Below are 19703 nucleotides of genomic sequence, written 5' to 3'. Positions count from 1 at the left end.
ATTGCGGCGCTAGTAAAATGCAATAGATAAGATAGAATTTTTTGGAGGATATGATGGATATTGACCCGTTAATTTTTGATGTAAATATTGCAAAAAATAAACCTAATTCATATCGTAAAGTAAAGAATAATTCGGGCTGTCCATTTTGTGAAGTTGACAGTTTAGAAAATATCTATCAAAAAAATGGTGACATGATCTGGTTGCGTAATAAGTATCCAACGCTACGTGATACGGTTCAAACTGTTCTAATTGAGTCGAGTGATCATCATGGTGATATTGCGACCTATTCTAAAGCGTTCAATCGACAATTAATTCGGTTTTCTCTGAGCTGTTTCGATAAGATGAGGGCACAAAAACAGTTCAAGTCCGTTTTATGGTATAAGAACTTTGGTCCAAATTCAGGTGGCTCACTTGTGCATCCACACATGCAAATTGTTGGACTAGAAAAGCAAGACGGCTATCGGAACATTGATGAAGCTAATTTTAAGGGTATAACCCTCTTTGATGAAGCTGGAGTTGAGGTTAACGTTTCAACTGCCCCAATTCATGGCTATGTTGAATTAAATCTTAATTTATGTGATTTGTCTAGTGTTGACTTATGGGCAGACTGGATTCAAGCGGGAACCAAGTACATGTTAAATGTGGTGTCAAAGGGGCGTTGTGATTCCTATAATTTATTCTTTTATCCGCGTGAAGGTGGCCAAATTTGTGCTAAGCTAATTGCACGATTTGCTGCTTCACCTTATTTTGTGGGTTATAAGTTATCGCAGGTCGATAATCGTGAAAAATTGCTCCAAGAGGCCGAGCAATTTAGAGCCTTTTTTGAAGAAGAACAGGATTAGGAAAAAGCATATAAGGATAGTTAGAGTTTAAACCTGTATTATCATGGTCTTAGCAACCAATATAATTGTTTGCGACTTAAAAAGTTTAGCAATATAATAGCGAAATGTTATTAAGGAGAAAACTTACATGAGACGAGAACAAACAAGAAACATGGCAATTACAGCTTTATTCATCGCACTTTTTTTACTTCAGACTTTTGTTCCTAACATTGGTTACATTCGTATCCTGCCTGGGTTACCTGCAATTACGACTGCGCCATTAACAGTTGCAATTTACGCCTTATTAATGGGTCCAGTGGCTGGAGCGGTTTTTGGTTTGTTTTGGGGAATTTTACGATTGATCTTGGCGTTTACACAGCCAGGCGATATTGTCAGCTTGATGCTCTTTCAAAATGTTTTCATCGCAGTAATTCCAAGTGTGTGTGCTGGACTTTTTCCTGGTCTAATAGGCAAACTCTTTCAGAATAAGAAAAATGGAATAAGAGAAGCCAGCTATGCAATTGCAGGTGCGGTTACCTCTTTAACCAATACAGTCTTAGTCATATTATTAACCAGCCTTGTTTTTATGAATGATTCAGGTCGACTAATTGGTTATATGGGCAATTTTGCCAAAGGAACGCCATTAATCGAGGCTTTGATTATTGCCTTAGGGATGAACGGCTTGATTGAAGCAATTTTTACAGCAATAGTTACACCGATTATTGTGATACCACTAAAAAAAGTGATGAAGAGAATTGGCTAAAGCTTAATTTTATATGCTAGAAGTACAGCAAAACTTAGCTGATAAAAGCACTTACTTAAGTAAGTGCTTTTTTTGTTTGACAAAATATCAAAACAGGATTAGTGTATTAGATATATAATACACAGTGACTAATAGGAGGAAAAGAAAACATGACTGAAATACTACGTGTAGAGCAGGTAACCAAAACGTATGGTAAGCGCGGCGAAAAGCAATATCAGGCACTAAAGGGCATTAACTTCACGGTTAATTCGGGTGAGTATGTGGCTATTATGGGTGCTTCAGGTTCAGGGAAAACGACCCTGCTTAACATTTTGTCAACTCTCGATAAGCCAACAAGTGGTCATGTTTTTATTAATCATGACGATAATAGTACGTTAAACGCCAATCAATTAGCCGATTTTAGAAGTAAGCAAATTGGCTTTATCTTTCAAGACTTTAATTTGCTGGAAAACTTAACAAATCGCGAAAATATTGCTTTGCCGCTAAGTTTGCGTGGAATATCAACTAAGCGAATTGATCCGTTAATCGATCGAATTGCTGGACGACTTGGAATTGAGCAAATATTAGCCAAGTATCCTGCTGAGGTTTCCGGAGGTCAAAAGCAAAGGGTAGCAGCAGCCAGAGCTTTAGTTCATGAACCAGCAATTTTACTTGCAGATGAGCCAACTGGTGCGCTTGATTCAAAGAGTGCACGCGAATTATTGGATACAATGGAAGATTTGAATCAAAATGATGGCATTACAACATTGATGGTTACTCATGATCCGTTTGCCGCTAGTTTTGCCAGTCGAATTCTCTTTATTAAAGACGGTAAGATTGGTAAGCAAATGTTGAAAAACGAGCTGTCGCGGCAAGAGTTCTATCACTTATTGATTGATCATTTAGACACCGATGAATAGAGGAAACGAATATGATTTGGAAATTATCTTTAACAGGAATCAAAAATCGTTTTAAGGATTATACGGTCTTATTCTCTGGCTTGGTTGTTGCAAGCATGATCTTTTACATGTTTTTGACCATTGCAATTAATCCGGCCTTTATCAAAAACGATATTCAAACCTCAACTTCATATGTTCAATTTACATTTGGCTTTGGCATTGTATTACTAGTCATTATTTCAATGATTTATCTTGTTTACGCTAATTCGTTTTTGCTGAGCATGCGTAAGCACGACTATGGCATGTATATGATGCTAGGAGCCAAGAGTAGCAAGATTGGGTTGCTAATTTTCCTAGAAACATTGATTACTGGGATTTTAGCCACTTCAGCTGGCATTATTCTGGGCTTTGGCTTGACCACAGTTGTTGCTAAATTACTAATTGATAAATTGGGTTTAACGGTTACTCATTTTAGTCCCATCTTGCCTAATGCCGTTTTGTGGACATTAATCTTTTTCACTTTAATGTTTCTCTTCGGCGCGCTCAAAAATGCACGTAAATTAGTACGTACACCAGTAATCAGCCTTTTGAAAGACGAGCAAAAGCCAGCTGAAATGAGTCATAAAACGGGGCTGCGCTCAGTAGAAGCAATTGCTGGCCTAGTTCTGCTAGCCATAGGTTACTATACGCTCGGTCTTCCCGCAGCAATGATTTTAATTATCATTCCAGTTGCTTTAGTGACGATTGTAGCGGGATCATACTTTACATTTAATTCTTTTTTCAGTGCATTTATTGGCTTTCTATTAAAGCGAAAAGACTTTTCTTACCGCGGAATCCGGGTGTTTACACTAGGTCAGTTAAAGTTTCGGATTCATGACTACACCAAGATCTTAACAATTATTTCGCTACTCTTTGCCTTAGCTTTAGGAGCAATCACGGTGGGATTGAACTTTAGTACACTTAAAGATCAAGCTACTGCAAGCACATATTATGACACGACGATTGTAAGTTCCTCTTCTGCGGTTCAAGAAGCTAAGAGACAGCTGCATATCAAGCATGAACAAACATATCATTATAAAGAAAACAAAAAGTATTTGTACTTTAAGCGGGCTGAATTCAGTGCTAATCCAGTCAAAAACAATGAATTCTATGTCAAAAATGACACACCAGCTTATAAGACAGTAAATTTGAAAATTGCTGATCTGGCTAAGCAGGGAACAACTGCTAATAACGCTTTGAACTCAATGCTTCCTGCTAAGCACCATAAACCTATTCGTTTGGTTTCACAGCAAAAGTGGGCTAGTTTAAAGGGCGACAAGCAGTTTGTCACCCTTCTAACCGTAAAGAATTTTCAGCAAGACTATCCAATCCTCTTAAAAATTGAAAAGCAGCAGCTAGAAGAAAGCAAAAATTATGCCAATGTTTACCAATCGAGTAAGGCAGGAGCCTATCAGCTAGTTATGAACTTTAGCAGTGGCTTTGAATTCATGGGCTTCTTCTTGGGCTTTGCTTTCTTAACTATGCTTGCTTCTACTTTAATGTTTAAAATTTTAACGGGTGCTGCTAGCGATAAAATTCGCTATCAGATGTTGTTTGAAATGGGCACTAGAATGTCTGTCTTACGTAATTCAATTAAAAATGAGATTGGTATCTTGTTCATTTTACCGGGAATATTAGGCGTAATCGATGTTCTATTTGGTTTACAGATGTTTAGAGTTTTCCTTCCAGCCCCGTACCACAACTTATGGATTCCATTTACAATTTTTATCATTTTGTACGTCCTCTATTACCTAATAACAGTGAAGTTATATGAAAAAATCGTTTTGAAATCGGATAGTGTTCTCAACAAAGGAGAATGAGCTCCTAGTTTAGGAAAGAGGAATGCATATGATTTGGAAGTTGTCTTTAACGGGAATAAAAAGCAGGCTAAAGGACTATCTGGTTTTGTTTTCTGGTTTAACTGTTGCTAGCATGGTTTTCTATATGTTTTTAGCAATTGCAGTTAACCCAGCCTTCATAAAAAATGACATCCACGTTAGAACAGATTACTTAAAATATATTTTTATTTTTGGCATTGTTTTATTAGTCATTATTACTTTAGTCTATTTATTGTATGCTGATACGTTTTTACTCAGCATGCGTAAGCATGATTACGGCATGTACATGATGCTGGGTGCTAAAAGCACTAGGATAGGGCGACTGATTTTTGGTGAAACCCTAATCACTGGTCTTTTAGCCACTTTTTTAGGACTTATACTTGGGTTTGGTTTAACCTGGATTAGTCTAAAAATACTGATTAGCAAGTTAGGCTTAGAAATACCACATTTTCAGGCCATTTTACCTAATGCGATTATAATTACGATTGCGTTTTTCTTAGTAATATTTTTGGTGGTGGCCTTGGCTAACGTATATAAGTTAACGCACACGCCTGTTATTACTTTGTTGCATGAAGATCAGGCACCAGTAAAATTTCGCTATCGCCCATTTTTACGAGTAATCGAAGCAGCAGGCGGTGTTTTCTTACTGGCAATAGGTTATTACGTAATGACACTGCCAAAGGAGCAAGTTTTTAAAATTATTCCAACCGCTTTGGTAACAATTGTAATTGGTTCATACTTGATTTTTGCTGCAGTATTTAGTTCGCTTGTGGGGCTTTTGCTAAAAAGGAAAAGTTTCTCTTACCATGGCATTCGCATGTTTACGCTGGGGCAGCTGAAATTCCGGCTGCAAAGCTATACTCGAGTTTTGACAATGATTTCTTTGCTGTTTGCTCTAGCACTTGGTGCAATCACCGTTGGTTTGAACTTTGATTCGCTCAATGATTTAGCAACGCAGTCTGTTTATTACGATGCAACAATTGTTAGCAATTCTTCTGCCGTCAAAAAGGCCGAGTCAAAACTGGATGTAATTAGTAAACAGACCTACCATTACAAGGAAACCAAAAAAGTTCTTTACTTTGATCAAGCTGAACTTTCGAAACAGCCAGTGAAATATGTTAGTGTTAATTATTCCAATAACAGAGGTGTCACTCAATATACTGTTAAAGCACTGCAAGTAAATAAAATATCTGATAGCAATGCAATAGATAATACTATTTTTATGCGGATGGTTCCAAACCATGGCCAGCAAAAAGTTAAGCTTGTCTCGTCAAAGGAGTTAAGCAAACTTAGTGGTCAGAAAAACTTTGTTAGTCTTCTTCGAGTTAAAGATTTTCGCCAGGCTTATCCTATTATCGCTAAAATGGAAAGTCAGCAAGTAAAAGAAAAGCCTGCTTTTTCCGCCCTCGTGCCTCAGTCTAAAGCGGCTTTTTACGGCAACTCACTTGCTTACAGTAGTTCGTTTGAATTCATGGGCTTCTTTCTTGGCTTTGCCTTTTTGACTATGCTTGCTTCAACATTAATGTTTAAAGTTTTAAGTGGTGCTGCTGGCGATAAAGCGAAGTACCGGATGCTCTACCAAATGGGGACAAGGAAACAGCTACTACGGCGTTCTATCAAAGCAGAAATCGGTGTTCTTTTTCTCTTACCAGCACTTCTAGGTGTGATTGATGTTCTTTTTGGACTTCAACTTTTCAAAGATTTGTTAGAAAACCCATACCGTAGTATCTGGATTCCGTTTACTATTTTTATTATTCTTTATTCATTTTATTATTTATTAACAGTCAAATTGTATGAAAAACTTGTTTTAACAAAAGGGTGAAAAAAGCTGTAATCAGTGAGATTACAGCTTTTTATTTTTGCTGAGAAAGCTAACTATTCATTCAAGATTTTTTGGTTAAATTAAATTATTTTTAAAATATTTCTTGACACCCAAAAACAAGATACCTATAATTCTAAGTGTTAAATTAAATTTTGAGGAGGCTATTTTAATGAAAATTACAAAATTAAATAAAAAGAATATTAGAATAGTCAATACGCAAAAGATAATTATTGCCTTGTTGTCAAGTAGGACTTAACCTAAGTAGATTGCTGAATGCAGTTTGTAAAGTTGAGCCCTTGTTTGCTTCTTGATGAATGGGGCTTAACTCATAAATGACCTAGCGCCTCATTCATTAAGTTGAATGAGGTATTTTTGTAGGTAAATGTCAAAGGAGAAAAAATGAGTAAGTTTACTAAAAAAGTAATGAGTGCTGTCACATTAGGAGCGGCTGCATTTATGATGGCGGGCTGTTCCGTTGCTAAAAACAGTGGTAGCAAGGGAACAACCCAAGCACATGATATTGTTAAAATTGGTGCCAATTTAGAGCTGTCTGGAGCTGCTGCCGGTTATGGTAATGCGGAAAGACAAGGTGTCCAACTTGCAGTTGATGAAATCAATAAAGCCGGTGGAATTAACGTTAATGGCCACAAGAAGAAAATTAAATTGATTTTACGTGACAATAAGTCGGCAATTGCTACTTCATCCTCTGTTGCAGCTCAGTTAACTACTAAGGACAAGGTTGCGGCAATTGTTGGGCCTGCAACCACAAGTGCAGGTACTGCTGAAATTCCAAATATTACGAAAGCAGCTGTGCCAAGTGTCAGTCCATCAGCAACGGATTCAAAATATACTTTACAAAAAGACGGTAAGGTTCAAGAGTATGTTTTCCGTGCTTGCTTCCAAGATAATTTCCAAGGAACTAAAGCAGCAGAATTCGTAATGGATAAATTAAAGGCCAAGCGTGTTGCTATTTACGCTGATAATTCAAGTGATTACGGAACAGGACTTGCTAAGGCCTTCCAAAATACATATAAGGGTAAGGTAGTTGCTAACCAAACCTACTCAGCAGGTGATAAGGACTTTAACGCTGTTTTAACTTCATTTAAGTCGAAAAACGTTGATGCGATTTATGTTCCTGGTTACTACACTGAAGTAGGTTTGATCATCAAGCAAGCACGTCAAATGGGTATCAAGGTTCCAATCGTTGGTGGTGACGGAATGGCTGATCCGAAGTTACCACAAATCGCAGGTCCCAAGAATGCCACAAATATTTTCTACACCACACCATTTTCTACTCGTGTTGCAGCTAAGGATCCGTTTGCGTCGAAGTTTATGAAGGCTTTCAAGGCACGTTACCACACTGATGCTCCTGCCTTCTCAGCACTTGCTTATGATGCGGTATACCTAGTTAAAAATGCAATTGAAACACAAAAATCAGATGATTCAGTCAAGATTACTGCAGGCTTAGCCAAGACTAAGAACTTCAAGGGCGTTACTGGCGAAATCACGATTGATAAAAAGCACAACCCTGAAAGACCAATCATAACTGAGGAAATGACTAACGGAAAAATCAGTAATTCTTACAAGGTTGATTAACGAAAAACACGTTTAGTTAATAGAGATATTTCAAAGGAGCGATCAAATTTGCAGATAGTTTTACAGCAAATTATCAATGCCTTATCATTAGGCTCGATATATGCCTTGTTGGCGTTGGGTTATAGCATGGTTTACGGCATTATTAAGTTAATTAACTTTGCTCATGGTGATATTTACATGTTAGGGGCATTTTGTGCCTACTACGTAATTAGCCTTTGGCACTTTAACTTTATTACCGCTCTACTTACAGCAATGATTGTTAGTGCACTAGCTGGTGTAGTGATTGAATATTTTGCATATCGACCTCTACGTAAGTCACCTAGAATCGCTGTTTTGATTACTGCTATTGGTGTATCGTTTTTGCTAGAAAATGGTATGTCATATTTAGTAGGCTCTAATGCACGCAGCTTTCCCCAAGTAATGGAACAAGTTAATTACAACATTGGTGGCATTGTCATTTCTAATATTCAAATTTTGATTTTGGCTACAGCGTTGATCTTAATGGTTTTGCTGCAGGTAATTATCAAAAAAACCAAAATGGGACGAGCAATGAGAGCAGTTTCGGTTGATCCAGATGCAGCTGAGTTAGTCGGTGTAAATGTGAACCATACGATTTCATTTACTTTTGCCTTAGGCTCGGCCTTAGCCGGTGCTGGCGGTATTCTGATTGGGATGTACTATAACCAAATTGATCCGCTGATGGGAATGACACCGGGAATCAAGGCCTTCGTGGCAGCCGTATTGGGCGGAATTGGTTCAGTACCTGGTGCATCACTAGGAGGCTTCCTGATTGGTATTTTGGAAACATTTTTCCAATCAATCGGTTTATCTGCATACAAAGATGCTGTCGTTTACTTTGTCTTAATTGTTATTTTGCTCTTTTTACCAGCCGGTATCTTTGGCAAAAATACTAAAGAAAAGGTTTAGGTGGCAAAATGAAAGCAAATTTGAAATACATCTTGTCGTGGCTTGTAATTATGATTGCGGGCTTCTATCTAATCAATGCGTTGATTATGGTAGGCGTGATTGATGACTTTATTGAAAATATGTTGGTCACAATCGGAATCAATATTATTTTGGCAACAGGATTGAATTTAATTATCGGTTTTAGTGGCCAATTTTCACTTGGACACGCTGGTTTTATGGCAATTGGTGCATATGCAACCGCGATTATTACCCAGCACGTAAGCACTGAACTAGGTTTTATTGTGTCATTGCTGGTTGGGATGGCGCTTGCAGCACTTATTGCCTTAGTTGTCGGAACAGCAACGTTTACTCGATTAAAGGGTGATTATTTAGCAATTGCGACTTTAGGTGCAGCTGAAATTATTCGTAACATCATCAATAACCTGAAGATTACTGGTGGCTCAGCGGGGATGTTTAATATTCCTCAACTATGCTCTTGGCCAACTGTTTATATTTTGGTTTGTTTAACGACCCTAGTTTTGATGAACTTTATTAGATCTAAAAACGGACGAGCAATTAAAGCTGTACGTGAAGATGAAATTGCTGCTGAAGCGATGGGAATTAACACTACAAAGTGGAAAGTAGCCGCTTTTGTTATTGGTGCGACAACAGCTGCGATTGCTGGTAGCTTGCATGCATCCTATATCCAAACTATTTCACCATCAAACTTTGGAATTATGGAGTCTATTTCGATTCTTGTAATTGTTGTTTTAGGTGGTGTTGGTAGTATGACCGGAACATTTTTAGCAGCAGTTGTTTTAGGCGTGTTAGATACGGTCTTACAAAACTTTGGTGCGCTAAGAATGGTTATTTATGCAATTGCACTGATTTTAATTATGATCTTCAAGCCATCAGGACTGCTCGGTAACTGGGAATTTTCATTAAAGAATCTTGGTAAACATTTTGGTAAAAAGGAAAGGGGCTAGCACATGGAGCATTTACTGCAAGTAGAACACGCGGTACGTAAATTTGGTGGTGTAACCGCAGTTAACGATGTTTCACTTCATCTAGATGAACATGAATTGGTTGCCCTTATTGGTCCAAATGGTGCTGGTAAAACAACGCTGTTTAACTTATTAACAGGGATGGTTCCTGTAACTAGCGGCAAAATAGATTTACGAGTTGACAAGCAAACTTATGATTTAACCAGTAAGAATGCTGTCCAAATTGCTGATTTAGGCTTGTCACGAACTTTTCAGAATATTCGTTTGTTCAAAAATTTAACAGTTATGGACAATGTTTTAACTGCCATGACAAATAAGTACAAAGAAGGATTTTTGACAACTGTTTTTCGTTTGCCAAGCTATTATCGAACTGAAAAGGAAATGAGAGCAGCAGCAGAAAAACTGCTAGACATTTTCGATTTAACAGATAGCCAAGCATTATTAGCTGAAAATCTACCTTATGGAACGCAGCGCCGCTTAGAAATAGTTAGAGCCTTGGCAACACAGCCTAAAATTTTGTTCTTAGATGAACCTGCTGCTGGAATGAATCCAGAGGAAACAGCAGATTTAACTAACCTAATTAAGCGGGTGCAAAAAGAGTTTTGCATAACTGTTTTATTGATTGAGCATGACATGTCTCTTGTTATGAACTTGGCTGAACGCATTTATGTTCTCGATCAAGGAGAATTACTTGCAACTGGTACCCCTGAGGAAATCAGGACAAATAATAAAGTAGTTGAGGCATATTTGGGAGAAGGTGAAGTCTAGATGGCAATGCTCGAAGTTGAAAACTTGTCCGTTAACTATGGTGTTATCCAAGCTGTTAAAGGGGTAAGTTTCAAAATAAATGAAGGCGAAATTGTGACTTTGATTGGTGCAAACGGTGCCGGCAAGTCGACAATTGTTAAAACAATCTCTGGACTACTTAAACCTAAGGATGGTCAAATCACATATCAGGGTAAGAGCATTGTTAAAGAAAAGGCTCCGCAAATAGTATTAGACGGGATTTCACAAGTTCCAGAGGGACGGCATATTTTTTCCGGACTAACGGTAATGGAAAACCTACAGATGGGTGCCTTTTTACAAAAAAATGGTAGTGAAGTGAACAAGGGTTATCAAGAAATTTTTGAACGTTTTCCAATTTTACAAAAGCGTAAAAATCAGGATGCTGCAACTCTGTCAGGTGGTGAACAACAAATGTTGGCTATTGGTCGTGCGTTGATGGCTAAACCTAAATTACTTTTACTTGATGAACCATCGATGGGACTGTCACCTTTGTATATTCAGGAAATTTTTAAGATTATTAAAGAGCTGAATGAAAAGGGTACAACAATCTTGTTGATTGAGCAGAATGCTAAGCAAGCACTTTCGATTGCTGATCGAGGATATGTATTGGCAACTGGTAAAATTGAATTAACTGGTACAGGACAGGAACTATTAGCTAATCCGGAAGTGCAGAAAGTGTACTTCGGTGGCTAAGCAGTTACTTTAAGAGTAAAAAGACCATTCACTAAAAACATGAATGGTCTTTTAATTTATGGAGCAAGCTTTATTTACGGTAGAGTTTCTTAACGTTTTTAACATCGACTGGCTGAATAGGGTATCTTCCTTCAGTGTCCATGACGGATGGCACCTTTGTATTATGATCAAGCCCCATTGCATGTCCTAGCTCATGCTCGATAGCTTGAAGTACTTGTTGGTAGCGCTCAGCATCATCTGCAAAATCACACAAGTAATATGTGTTTAACTGGATAGTTGAAGCAACGAGACGGTGGCTTTTTACGTAATAGCGCCAATGAGTGTAACCTGCATAGCGGGTTTCTGAATTATACCAAGGTACAACAGTGATTTGAGCCTTTTTCCTATTCTTAGTTTTTGTGAACGTAAATGCACCTGTCTCGTTCCATTCTTTAATTGCATCATTAGTTACGGCAATTAAATCGTCATTTTTCCCTAAATCAAGGTAAATCGAAGCTTTGGCTTTGTTCCATCTGCGGTGTGGTACCTTCTTAACTTTCTTAGCCTTTTTAGTCTTTTTAGCATAGGTGATTTGATTAAAAGAATTGGGTGAATTGGGACCACTGTTTAGAATAAATGATCCGATGAGAGTTATTGAAGCAAATAGTGCATAGAATGATTTTTTAATAAAATGATGGCTTTTTTTCATCTTAATTACCTTTTTACTTACTACTACAATATTAATGATAATTATAACAGTAAACCAATTAAAGCGTGTAAATTATCAATTTATTTTATTATTGAATAGTCTGAGTATGAATTGATGATGGCGCTTGGAGGTGTGCTAAATAAGTGCTTTAGGGTAATAAAAATCCTCAATTATCAAAATAATTGAGGATATCCATAGATAGAAAAGTGTAATTAAGATAATTTCATTTTATTATAGGAAATTACTTTTTTATCTTTGTCAGTCATATTCATAATTGTGATTGAGGCATTACGGGGGCCTTCGCTAATATCAAAGTCACCATACTTTGCTGCAATACTACGGATGGTAAAACCGTGGGTCACAAGTAGGATGTTCTCAGCGCCATCAAGCTGACTAATCAATTTGAAGCCCTGATCGAGTCGTTTCCAATATTCTTCTGCATTTTCAGCATCATGAAAGGGATCTGCCTCTTTAATCCAGTCTTTAACCTTATCAAGTGGTTCCTTTTGGAACAAATCATAATGATTTTTGTAACCATGAGGTCCAGCAATCATTTGCCATGCTGCATCAGAATCCATACCTTCAAAGTAACCATAAAAGTGTTCGCGGAAAAATGGGGAAGCTATATGTTGCAACGTGTCACGATTAGTGTTGTGTGACATGATAATATCACAAGTATCACTAGCACGTTTTAAGTCGCTAGAAAGAGCAATGTCAAATGAAACGTTCTTAAGGGTTTCACCAGCTTCATTAGCATCAGCAATTCCCTTATCAGTTAATGGTGTATCGCACCAACCTTGCATTTTGTTGTAGCGATTAATATAAGTTTGACCGTGGCGGACAATATAGATTCTTTTCATTTTACCTACTTAGATTTTTTTAATATACTTATTTATTGTAAAGTTTTTTGACAGCTTCAATATCTGTTTCTTGAATAGAATAGATAGAGCCAGTTGGATACATAACTGATTGTCCGTTATTGTGCTTAAGTCCAATTGCGTGTCCCAGCTCGTGTTCAACTGTGTTGACAACTCGTTCATAACTGTAATTGTAGCTTGAGAAATTGTCAAGGTAGAAGGTGTTTAATTTAGTGTCAGCAGAGAATAATAGTCCTGATTTTACATAGAAGTGAAAAGTTGTATAGCCAGCATAAGTAGTGTTTGGACTATAAACACTTTCTATTGTAATATCAGCTTTCTTTTTGTTTTTGGTTTTAGTAAAAGTGAATGCTCCGGTGTCATTCCACACTTGAATTGCATGGTTGGCAGCTGCGGTCAGGTTTTTATCACCATCTAGGTCAATATAAACACTGGCTTTAGGCTGAGCCCATTTCCATTCAGCAGAAGCGGTCTCTTTTCTTGACTTCTTGGCGCGTTTTTTAGCCTTTTTTGCATAAACGACTTGATTTGGCATACTGGACAAAAGATTGTTGCCGAGTGGTTCAAAGCAGCCGCTAAGTGCGATAACTGCTATTAAAGCGTAAGTTAGTTTATTTAAAAAATGGCGAAAGTTCCTCATGATTTATCAGCTCCGTTACTTTATGTTATTCGAGGATAATTACAAAACTTTCAAACGACCCGTTTACTTTATTATAGACGCAAGTCCTTTAGTTTTCACGGATTGTACTCAAAAAGATTCAAAAGTAATTAAATGAGATGTTGTATATATATAAATCATGTTTAATGTTAAAATAATAAGCAAGTTTTAAAAATGCAGGTGACGTTATGTTAAACGCAAAGGATGAAAAAAAGTTTGAGCAAGAGCACCTTGATCATATCTTAAAAATGATTAGAGCCAAAAAGGCGGAGTTATCCTCTTCAATTAAGTCGGCAGAAGGAGAAGCTAAGGATCTTAACTCTCACTTTTTTGATGATGTAAAACTAGATTATGACGGCTATTCCACCTCAATGGAAACAGCTTTGTCAATTCATCAACAGCAACAACTTCTTGATGAACGCGAGAATGCATGGCAACATGCAGCTAGGCAATTAACGACAATCCAGAAATTAGAGCAAAAGCCGTATTTTGCACGAGTTGATTTTAAAGAAAATGGTCAGCCTGCAGAAACTATTTATATTGGTTTAGGCTCCTTTGCTGACAAAAATGATCACTTTTTAATTTATGACTGGCGTGCCCCAATTTCTTCAATTTATTATGATGGCAAACTCGGCGACGTCTCTTATGTTTCCCCTGAAGGAGAAATCACCGTTGAGATGACCAAGAAGCGACAATTCATGATTGAAGATGGTAAGATTGTCAATATGTTTGATACCAATGAATCGATTGGTGACCAAATGTTGCTTGAGGTCTTGGGTGAAAAGTCCAGCACGCAAATGAAGTCGATTGTGACGACAATTCAGCGCGAGCAAAATAAGATTATTCGTAATACAAGTGCTGATTTATTGTTTGTTCAAGGTGCTGCTGGCTCGGGAAAGACCTCTGCAATTTTACAAAGAATAGCATACTTGCTTTATCGGTACCGCGGTAATTTAACAAGCAGTGATGTTATCATGTTCAGCCCTAATCAGCTATTTAATGACTATATTAAAAATGTTTTGCCTGAGATGGGTGAACAGAACATGGTGCAAATGACATACTGGCAATTTGTTGCACGTCGTTTGCCTGGCATGAATGTCGAAAATCTGTTTGATCAGTTTGAGGATGATGCTGCCGATTCAGCAATCAGTCAATTTAAAGATTCAACTAGTTTCTTTGACTTGCTGACTCGCTATGCAAAACACCTTAATCAACGTGGTGTAATCTTTAAGAACATTTATTTCCGTGACAAAAAGCGTCCATTTTTTGAAAAAGCAAAAATCAATGAAATTTATTATTCCTACAATTCGAACTACAATTTAAGCAACCGAATTGATGCAACGCGTGAAGAGTTAATTAAATTGCTTAACCGCAAGATTAATTCTGAAGCTAAAAAGTCTTGGGTAGCTGATGAGATTCAAAGCCTGAGTCAAGAACAGCTTAACGAGCTATATGACCGACCTGATCAAGAGTTTGAATCTGAAGAAAAAGAAGAAAAGTTCTTAAGCCGCAAGATTGTGGTTAAGGCACTGGATAAAGTTTTCCAACAAATTAAGCGTAATAACTTTATTAATATGCGTGCGCAATACCTTAGTTTCTTGCGTCGCGTTCCCAAAATGACTGATCTTTCTAAATGGAATATTACCGAGGATCAGTGGAATGACCATGTTGAAGAAGTCAAAGCTAGTTTTAAGAACCACTACATTCATATGAATGATGTTTCTGCCTATCTTTACTTGTATGACATGATTACTGGACGGCACGTTGATTATGAAATGCGTTATGCCTTTATTGATGAAATTCAAGATTACACGCCATTTCAACTTTGCTACCTTAAATATAATTTTCCACGCGCCAAATTCACAATGCTGGGAGACCTAAATCAGGCTATTTTCACTAAGGATGAGAGTCGAAGCTTACTTAAACAAATTAGTGGCTTGTTCGATCCTAAGAAAACTGATGTTGTTCAGCTAACTAAATCGTACCGTTCAACCAAGCAATTAACAGATTTTACTAAGCAAATTTTACGTCAGGGTGAAAAAATTGAGTCCTTTAACAGGCAAGGACCAAAGCCTGTCGTTTGGGGACGAGATGACGAGGCTGAGGCGTTAAAGGTTTTGCAAGAAGTATTAATGGAAAATGAGCAAAACAAGTTGACAACAGCGGTGATTACTAAAGACCTTGAAAGTGCTAAGTTTGTTTCAGAAAAATTGAAGAAAAATGGTGTAAAAGCCACTTTGATTGCAACCGCTAATCAGCGACTGGTTGATGGAACGTTGATTATTCCGTCATATTTAGCTAAAGGCTTGGAATTTGATTCTGTCATTATGTGGGATGCCTCAAAGAAGAGCTATCACCGCCTTGATGAAACGCAACTGGTTTACACTATCACTTCGCGTGCAATGTATAAGCTTGATATGATTTATACAGGCACCAAAAGTCCACTTCTTGATGTTGATCAAGACACTTACGAAGAAAAATAGTTGAGGCTAAGATGGAGAAACTGGAAACATTTAAGTTTAAAAAAATTGCTGATATGTCGGGTCAAGAGATGTATTGTGTTGCAAGATTGCGTATTGATACTTTTGTTACAGAACAGAAAATCACTGAGCCTGAACTTGATGATCAAGATTTTACTGCAATTCAGGTCTTTTTGCTGAACGAAGAGCAAAATAGAGCACTTGCTGTTTGCCGTATTTTTAAAGAAAATGATCAGTGGGTTCTTGGCCGTGTAGCAGTTGCTGCTCAAACACGTGGGCAACATCTTGGTACAAAAATGATGCAACAGGTGCACCAATATCTGCGCGACCTTGGTGTTAAGCAATTAATTTGCCATGCTCAAATGCAAGCTAAACCTTTCTATGATCAATTAGGCTATCAAACTAAGGGTGAAGTTTTTACTGAAGCGGGTATTGACCACATTATGATGTACTATAACTTATAAAAAGAAGTAAAACTTGCGTTTTTAACGTGAGTTTTTCTTTTGCAATGAGATAATTTAACTTGATATCGGTAATGATTTGAACATAAGGTAAGGGAAAGACTAAAGATGAAAAATTATTTGCGTTTTAATCGAGACGAATGGGCATCTTTTTCTTCTAATGATGCTGTTAGAATAACGAAGGACGAACTTGCAAAAATTAAATCATTAGGGGATGTCATTAATTTAACGGATGTTCAAGAAATTTATGGTAGCCTAATTAACTATCTTTATTTGGTGTACCAAGAAAAACGTACTTTGCAGCAAAAGCAGAGTGAATTTTTAAGGCAGCATGTGCTAGCTGCACCTTTTATCATTGGTATTTCTGGTTCGGTTGCAGTTGGTAAATCAACAACTGCTCGTCTTCTACAAGTTTTACTTAGCCGAACATTTCCTAACTTAAATGTTCATTTAATGACAACAGATGGCTTTATTTATCCGAATGAGGAATTGAAACGGCGTGGCCTTTTTGATCGGAAGGGTTTTCCTGAAAGTTACAATATGAACTTATTGAGTGACTTTCTAAAGGATGTCCTTAGCGGCAAAGAAAATATTGCCTATCCGCTTTATTCACAAGAATTAAGTGATATTGTTCCAGGTAAGTATGGACATGTAAAGCAGCCAGATATCTTAATCATTGAAGGAATTAATACCTTACAGTTACCAACTAATGGGCAAATTGTTACCAGTGACTTTTTTGATTTCTCAATTTACATCGATGCTGATGAAGAACTAATTGAAAAATGGTTTATGCAACGTTTTGAACGCGTGCTTGAAATGAATAAAAATGATCCAACTAATTTTTACTATGAGATGGCTAACGGTCCTCGAGCAGATGCAATTCAATTAGCACAAGATACTTGGCAAATGGTGAATTTGGTTAATTTGCGTGAATATATTGCACCAACTAAACAACGGGCCAGCTTAATTTTGCATAAAACAACCGGCCATAAAATTGATGAAATCTATCTGCGGCAGTTTTAACTTTTAGTACCTAGTTTGGGTCAATTTTGCTATACTAAACGGTATGAATACGATTTATTTATTATTAATTAAAAAATTTGCATTGCCTCCAGCGTAAAGTTTTTTTCTGGAATTTAAACACGATTAAAATAAAAAGGAGAAAAAACAATGGTACAGGCAATTAACTTAAAAAAGGGTATGGTATTTAGTCAAGACGGTAAAATGATTCGGGTGCTTAAGGCAAATCATCATAAACCTGGTAAGGGCAATACTGTTATGCAAATGGACTTACGTAACATTGAAAGTGGTGCGGTGGTTCATAAGACGATGCGTCCAACTGAAAAGGTTGAATTAATCGACATTACTAAAAAGAAAGCACAATTCCTTTATAACGAAGGTGATGTTTATACTTTCATGGATTCCGAAACTTATGAACAATACGAAGTTTCTGGTGAACAACTTGGTGATGATAAGTTTTATTTGATGCCAAATATTGAAGTTCAATTGGAATTTGCTAATGACAGTAAGCTCCTTGGGGTTGAATTACCAGCAACTGTTACAATGAAAGTTACTCATACTGAACCTGGTATTAAGGGTGCTACAGTTACTGGTACAGGTAAGCCTGCAACAATGGAAACTGGCTTAGTAGTTCAAGTTCCTGATTTTATTAAAGAGGGCGAAGAACTAATTATTAACACATCCGAAGGCGAATATAAATCAAGAGCCGAAGGTAATAAATAGATACACTTAAAAACGCAGTCGAAAATGACTGCGTTTTTTTCATAGTTAATCTTCCCATTTACATAAAGTATAGCCTCGGCTAACTGCGCTTTTCTTGGATATTTTAGTGATATTTCCTCTTGCTCGCCTTAGGCCACGGCAATTAGGATTATAATGAAATCTTTTACCAGAAGTAGGTGCAATATAAACAACACGACTCTTTCCTTGAGGACGATATTTTACTTGACTGAACTGCGTCTTCTGAGCAGCATTTTTGTTGACGGTCTGTACTTGCTTTGTGGGTTTTTGATTATTATGTTTAACTACAAGTTCCTGAACTTTTGCTTTGGCTTGTGGTGCATCTTTTTTGTGGGTAACTTCTACAGAGAGAGCTTCATTAGTTTGATTGCTCTGATGCTCGCTTGAAGTTGAATCATTAGCGAAAAAGGTAAGGGCAAAGAAGGCAACTAGCCAAAGCCACCACTTTTGATAAAACGGTTTGTTAGATTTCATTTATAACGCTCCTAGATGTGTTTTGGTTTATTATAAATTATTCATGTTGCATATAGTTAATTTTGTGGTGTAAATTCACTATAAAAAAATACAGTATGAATAATATTTAGCAAGTGGCAGTGATAAAAGTGATTGGATTTTTATAATTTTTATATATCGTTGACTGCGATTCTTGTTGTCCTCATTGCGTTCTTGAAATGGCTGTCTTCTTGCAAACAAGACGTCAAAATATCTACAAGATACATGTTTGAAAATTGAGAATTAATGAATTTTTCGTTATTTGCAAAGCGCGGATTATAAACGTGAAAAACTAAGTCACTTACTTGAGCAACTGGATTGTCCATATAACTAGTGATTGAAACTATTTTTGCTTTATTTTCCTTTGCCGTAGTCAAAGTATCAACAATGCAATCAGTAGTCCCACTGTTTGAAATTGCTAAAAAGAGATCGTCACCGTTTGAAATACTGGCACGCATTTTCATCCAATTAGGATCAATGAAACTTTGGGCATCAAGCCCCATTCTCATCAAACGTAGTCCAAAAGTACTAGCTGAAACACCAGAACTACTGGAGCCAATAACAATAATATGCTTTTGCTCTTTGAGTAAGTTTACAAATTGCTTGATCAAATTCATATCAATCATTTGCTGAGTATTTTTGATAACAGTTTGATAGAAACTAAAAACCTCATTCAAAATATTGTCATTGTCTTTAGAAACATTTTTTATTAAATGACGCCCAATATTAACTTTCATATCTGAGTATCCTGCACAACCAATTTTTTTTACAAAACGTGTAATGGTAGCGCATGAGGTACTTGTTTCATGTGCTAATTCTGTGATTTTCATATTATTAATTTTAGGACTATTTTGCAAAATGTAATCTGCAATAATTCTCTCTCTTTTTGAAAAAGTTAAGTAGTTTTTTTGAATGGCGACAAGTGGATTCATTTTGATACCCCTATAAATGACTTACCTCTAAAATAGTTTTGTTTATCAATAAATATTATACTGATAGTGTGAAAATTTTTACCTAAAAAAATAAAACTTGTAAATTTTTTTAGAATTAAGAAAATGCAAGTTTGAAATTATTTTCTTAAATAAAGTACAAATAGAACTGAATTTCTCTTAAAACTATTTTTAACGATACCTTTTTTT

The 19703-nt window shown here is 36.7% G+C and carries 19 protein-coding genes; 14 read left to right on the top strand and 5 right to left on the bottom strand.

Going from position 1 to position 19703, the window contains the following annotated elements; genetic code table 11:
- The first annotated feature begins 53 nt into the window (after positions 1-53).
- From H3R25_RS06995 to H3R25_RS06950, 10 genes are all read left to right on the top strand, one after another.
- Positions 54-842, top strand: a complete 789-nt coding sequence (locus H3R25_RS06995; protein WP_198194701.1) for a DUF4931 domain-containing protein — start codon at positions 54-56, stop codon at positions 840-842.
- 127 nt (positions 843-969) lie between these two features.
- A complete protein-coding gene (locus H3R25_RS06990; protein ID WP_109715047.1) occupies positions 970-1584 on the top strand; it encodes an ECF transporter S component in 615 nt (204 codons plus the stop codon).
- A gap of 149 nt (positions 1585-1733) precedes the next feature.
- Positions 1734-2483 (top strand): ABC transporter ATP-binding protein, encoded by a 750-nt coding sequence (locus tag H3R25_RS06985; protein WP_198194700.1) that lies wholly within the window; start codon positions 1734-1736, stop codon positions 2481-2483.
- 11 nt (positions 2484-2494) lie between these two features.
- The gene (locus tag H3R25_RS06980) at positions 2495-4321 is read left to right on the top strand and encodes an FtsX-like permease family protein (protein WP_198194699.1); all 1827 of its coding nucleotides are present in this window, start codon (positions 2495-2497) and stop codon (positions 4319-4321) included.
- A 28-nt stretch (positions 4322-4349) separates the two neighbouring features.
- Positions 4350-6161, top strand: coding sequence for an FtsX-like permease family protein (locus H3R25_RS06975; RefSeq protein WP_198194698.1), 1812 nt, complete (start codon positions 4350-4352; stop codon positions 6159-6161).
- 399 nt (positions 6162-6560) lie between these two features.
- The gene (locus H3R25_RS06970) at positions 6561-7757 is read left to right on the top strand and encodes an ABC transporter substrate-binding protein (protein ID WP_198194697.1); all 1197 of its coding nucleotides are present in this window, start codon (positions 6561-6563) and stop codon (positions 7755-7757) included.
- 48 nt (positions 7758-7805) lie between these two features.
- On the top strand, positions 7806-8684 hold the full coding sequence (locus H3R25_RS06965; protein WP_046305923.1) for a branched-chain amino acid ABC transporter permease: 879 nt from the start codon (positions 7806-7808) through the stop codon (positions 8682-8684).
- 8 nt (positions 8685-8692) lie between these two features.
- Positions 8693-9649 carry a branched-chain amino acid ABC transporter permease gene (locus tag H3R25_RS06960; protein ID WP_046305924.1) on the top strand — a complete coding sequence of 319 codons (957 nt, stop codon included), beginning with the start codon at positions 8693-8695 and terminating at the stop codon, positions 9647-9649.
- 3 nt (positions 9650-9652) lie between these two features.
- On the top strand, positions 9653-10435 hold the full coding sequence (locus H3R25_RS06955) for an ABC transporter ATP-binding protein (RefSeq protein WP_198194696.1): 783 nt from the start codon (positions 9653-9655) through the stop codon (positions 10433-10435).
- On the top strand, positions 10436-11146 hold the full coding sequence (locus H3R25_RS06950; RefSeq protein WP_122034135.1) for an ABC transporter ATP-binding protein: 711 nt from the start codon (positions 10436-10438) through the stop codon (positions 11144-11146).
- Between the two features lie 70 nt (positions 11147-11216).
- Here H3R25_RS06950 and H3R25_RS06945 read toward each other — a convergent pair whose 3' ends face one another.
- The 3 genes from H3R25_RS06945 to H3R25_RS06935 form a co-directional block, all read right to left on the bottom strand.
- The gene (locus H3R25_RS06945) at positions 11217-11834 is read right to left on the bottom strand and encodes a matrixin family metalloprotease (protein WP_198194695.1); all 618 of its coding nucleotides are present in this window, start codon (positions 11832-11834) and stop codon (positions 11217-11219) included.
- A 212-nt stretch (positions 11835-12046) separates the two neighbouring features.
- Complete coding sequence (locus H3R25_RS06940) at positions 12047-12694, bottom strand: histidine phosphatase family protein (RefSeq protein WP_198194694.1); 648 nt, start codon at positions 12692-12694, stop codon at positions 12047-12049.
- Between the two features lie 28 nt (positions 12695-12722).
- On the bottom strand, positions 12723-13352 hold the full coding sequence (locus tag H3R25_RS06935) for a matrixin family metalloprotease (protein WP_187158555.1): 630 nt from the start codon (positions 13350-13352) through the stop codon (positions 12723-12725).
- Between the two features lie 206 nt (positions 13353-13558).
- On the opposite strand from H3R25_RS06935, the gene helD reads away from it, so the two are divergent.
- The 4 genes from helD to efp all read left to right on the top strand — a co-directional run bounded on the left by helD (position 13559) and on the right by efp (position 18054).
- On the top strand, positions 13559-15853 hold the full coding sequence (gene helD, locus H3R25_RS06930; protein WP_198194693.1) for an RNA polymerase recycling motor HelD: 2295 nt from the start codon (positions 13559-13561) through the stop codon (positions 15851-15853).
- An 11-nt stretch (positions 15854-15864) separates the two neighbouring features.
- Positions 15865-16314, top strand: a complete 450-nt coding sequence (locus H3R25_RS06925; protein WP_198194692.1) for a GNAT family N-acetyltransferase — start codon at positions 15865-15867, stop codon at positions 16312-16314.
- A gap of 105 nt (positions 16315-16419) precedes the next feature.
- Complete coding sequence (coaA, locus tag H3R25_RS06920; RefSeq protein ID WP_198194691.1) at positions 16420-17334, top strand: type I pantothenate kinase; 915 nt, start codon at positions 16420-16422, stop codon at positions 17332-17334.
- Between the two features lie 147 nt (positions 17335-17481).
- Positions 17482-18054: an elongation factor P gene (gene efp, locus H3R25_RS06915; RefSeq protein ID WP_122034148.1), complete on the top strand. Its 573-nt coding sequence runs from the start codon at positions 17482-17484 to the stop codon at positions 18052-18054.
- 45 nt (positions 18055-18099) lie between these two features.
- Here efp and H3R25_RS06910 read toward each other — a convergent pair whose 3' ends face one another.
- Positions 18100-18546 (bottom strand): hypothetical protein, encoded by a 447-nt coding sequence (locus tag H3R25_RS06910; protein ID WP_198194690.1) that lies wholly within the window; start codon positions 18544-18546, stop codon positions 18100-18102.
- Between the two features lie 149 nt (positions 18547-18695).
- Entirely contained in the window at positions 18696-19496 is an 801-nt protein-coding gene (locus H3R25_RS06905; protein WP_198194689.1) for a MurR/RpiR family transcriptional regulator, read from the bottom strand.
- Between the last annotated feature and the right edge of the window lie 207 nt (positions 19497-19703).

The sequence above is a fragment of the Lactobacillus sp. M0390 genome (assembly GCF_016102085.1).
Lineage (GTDB): Bacteria > Bacillota > Bacilli > Lactobacillales > Lactobacillaceae > Lactobacillus > Lactobacillus apis.
This window is presented reverse-complemented; position numbering and strand designations above follow the sequence as displayed.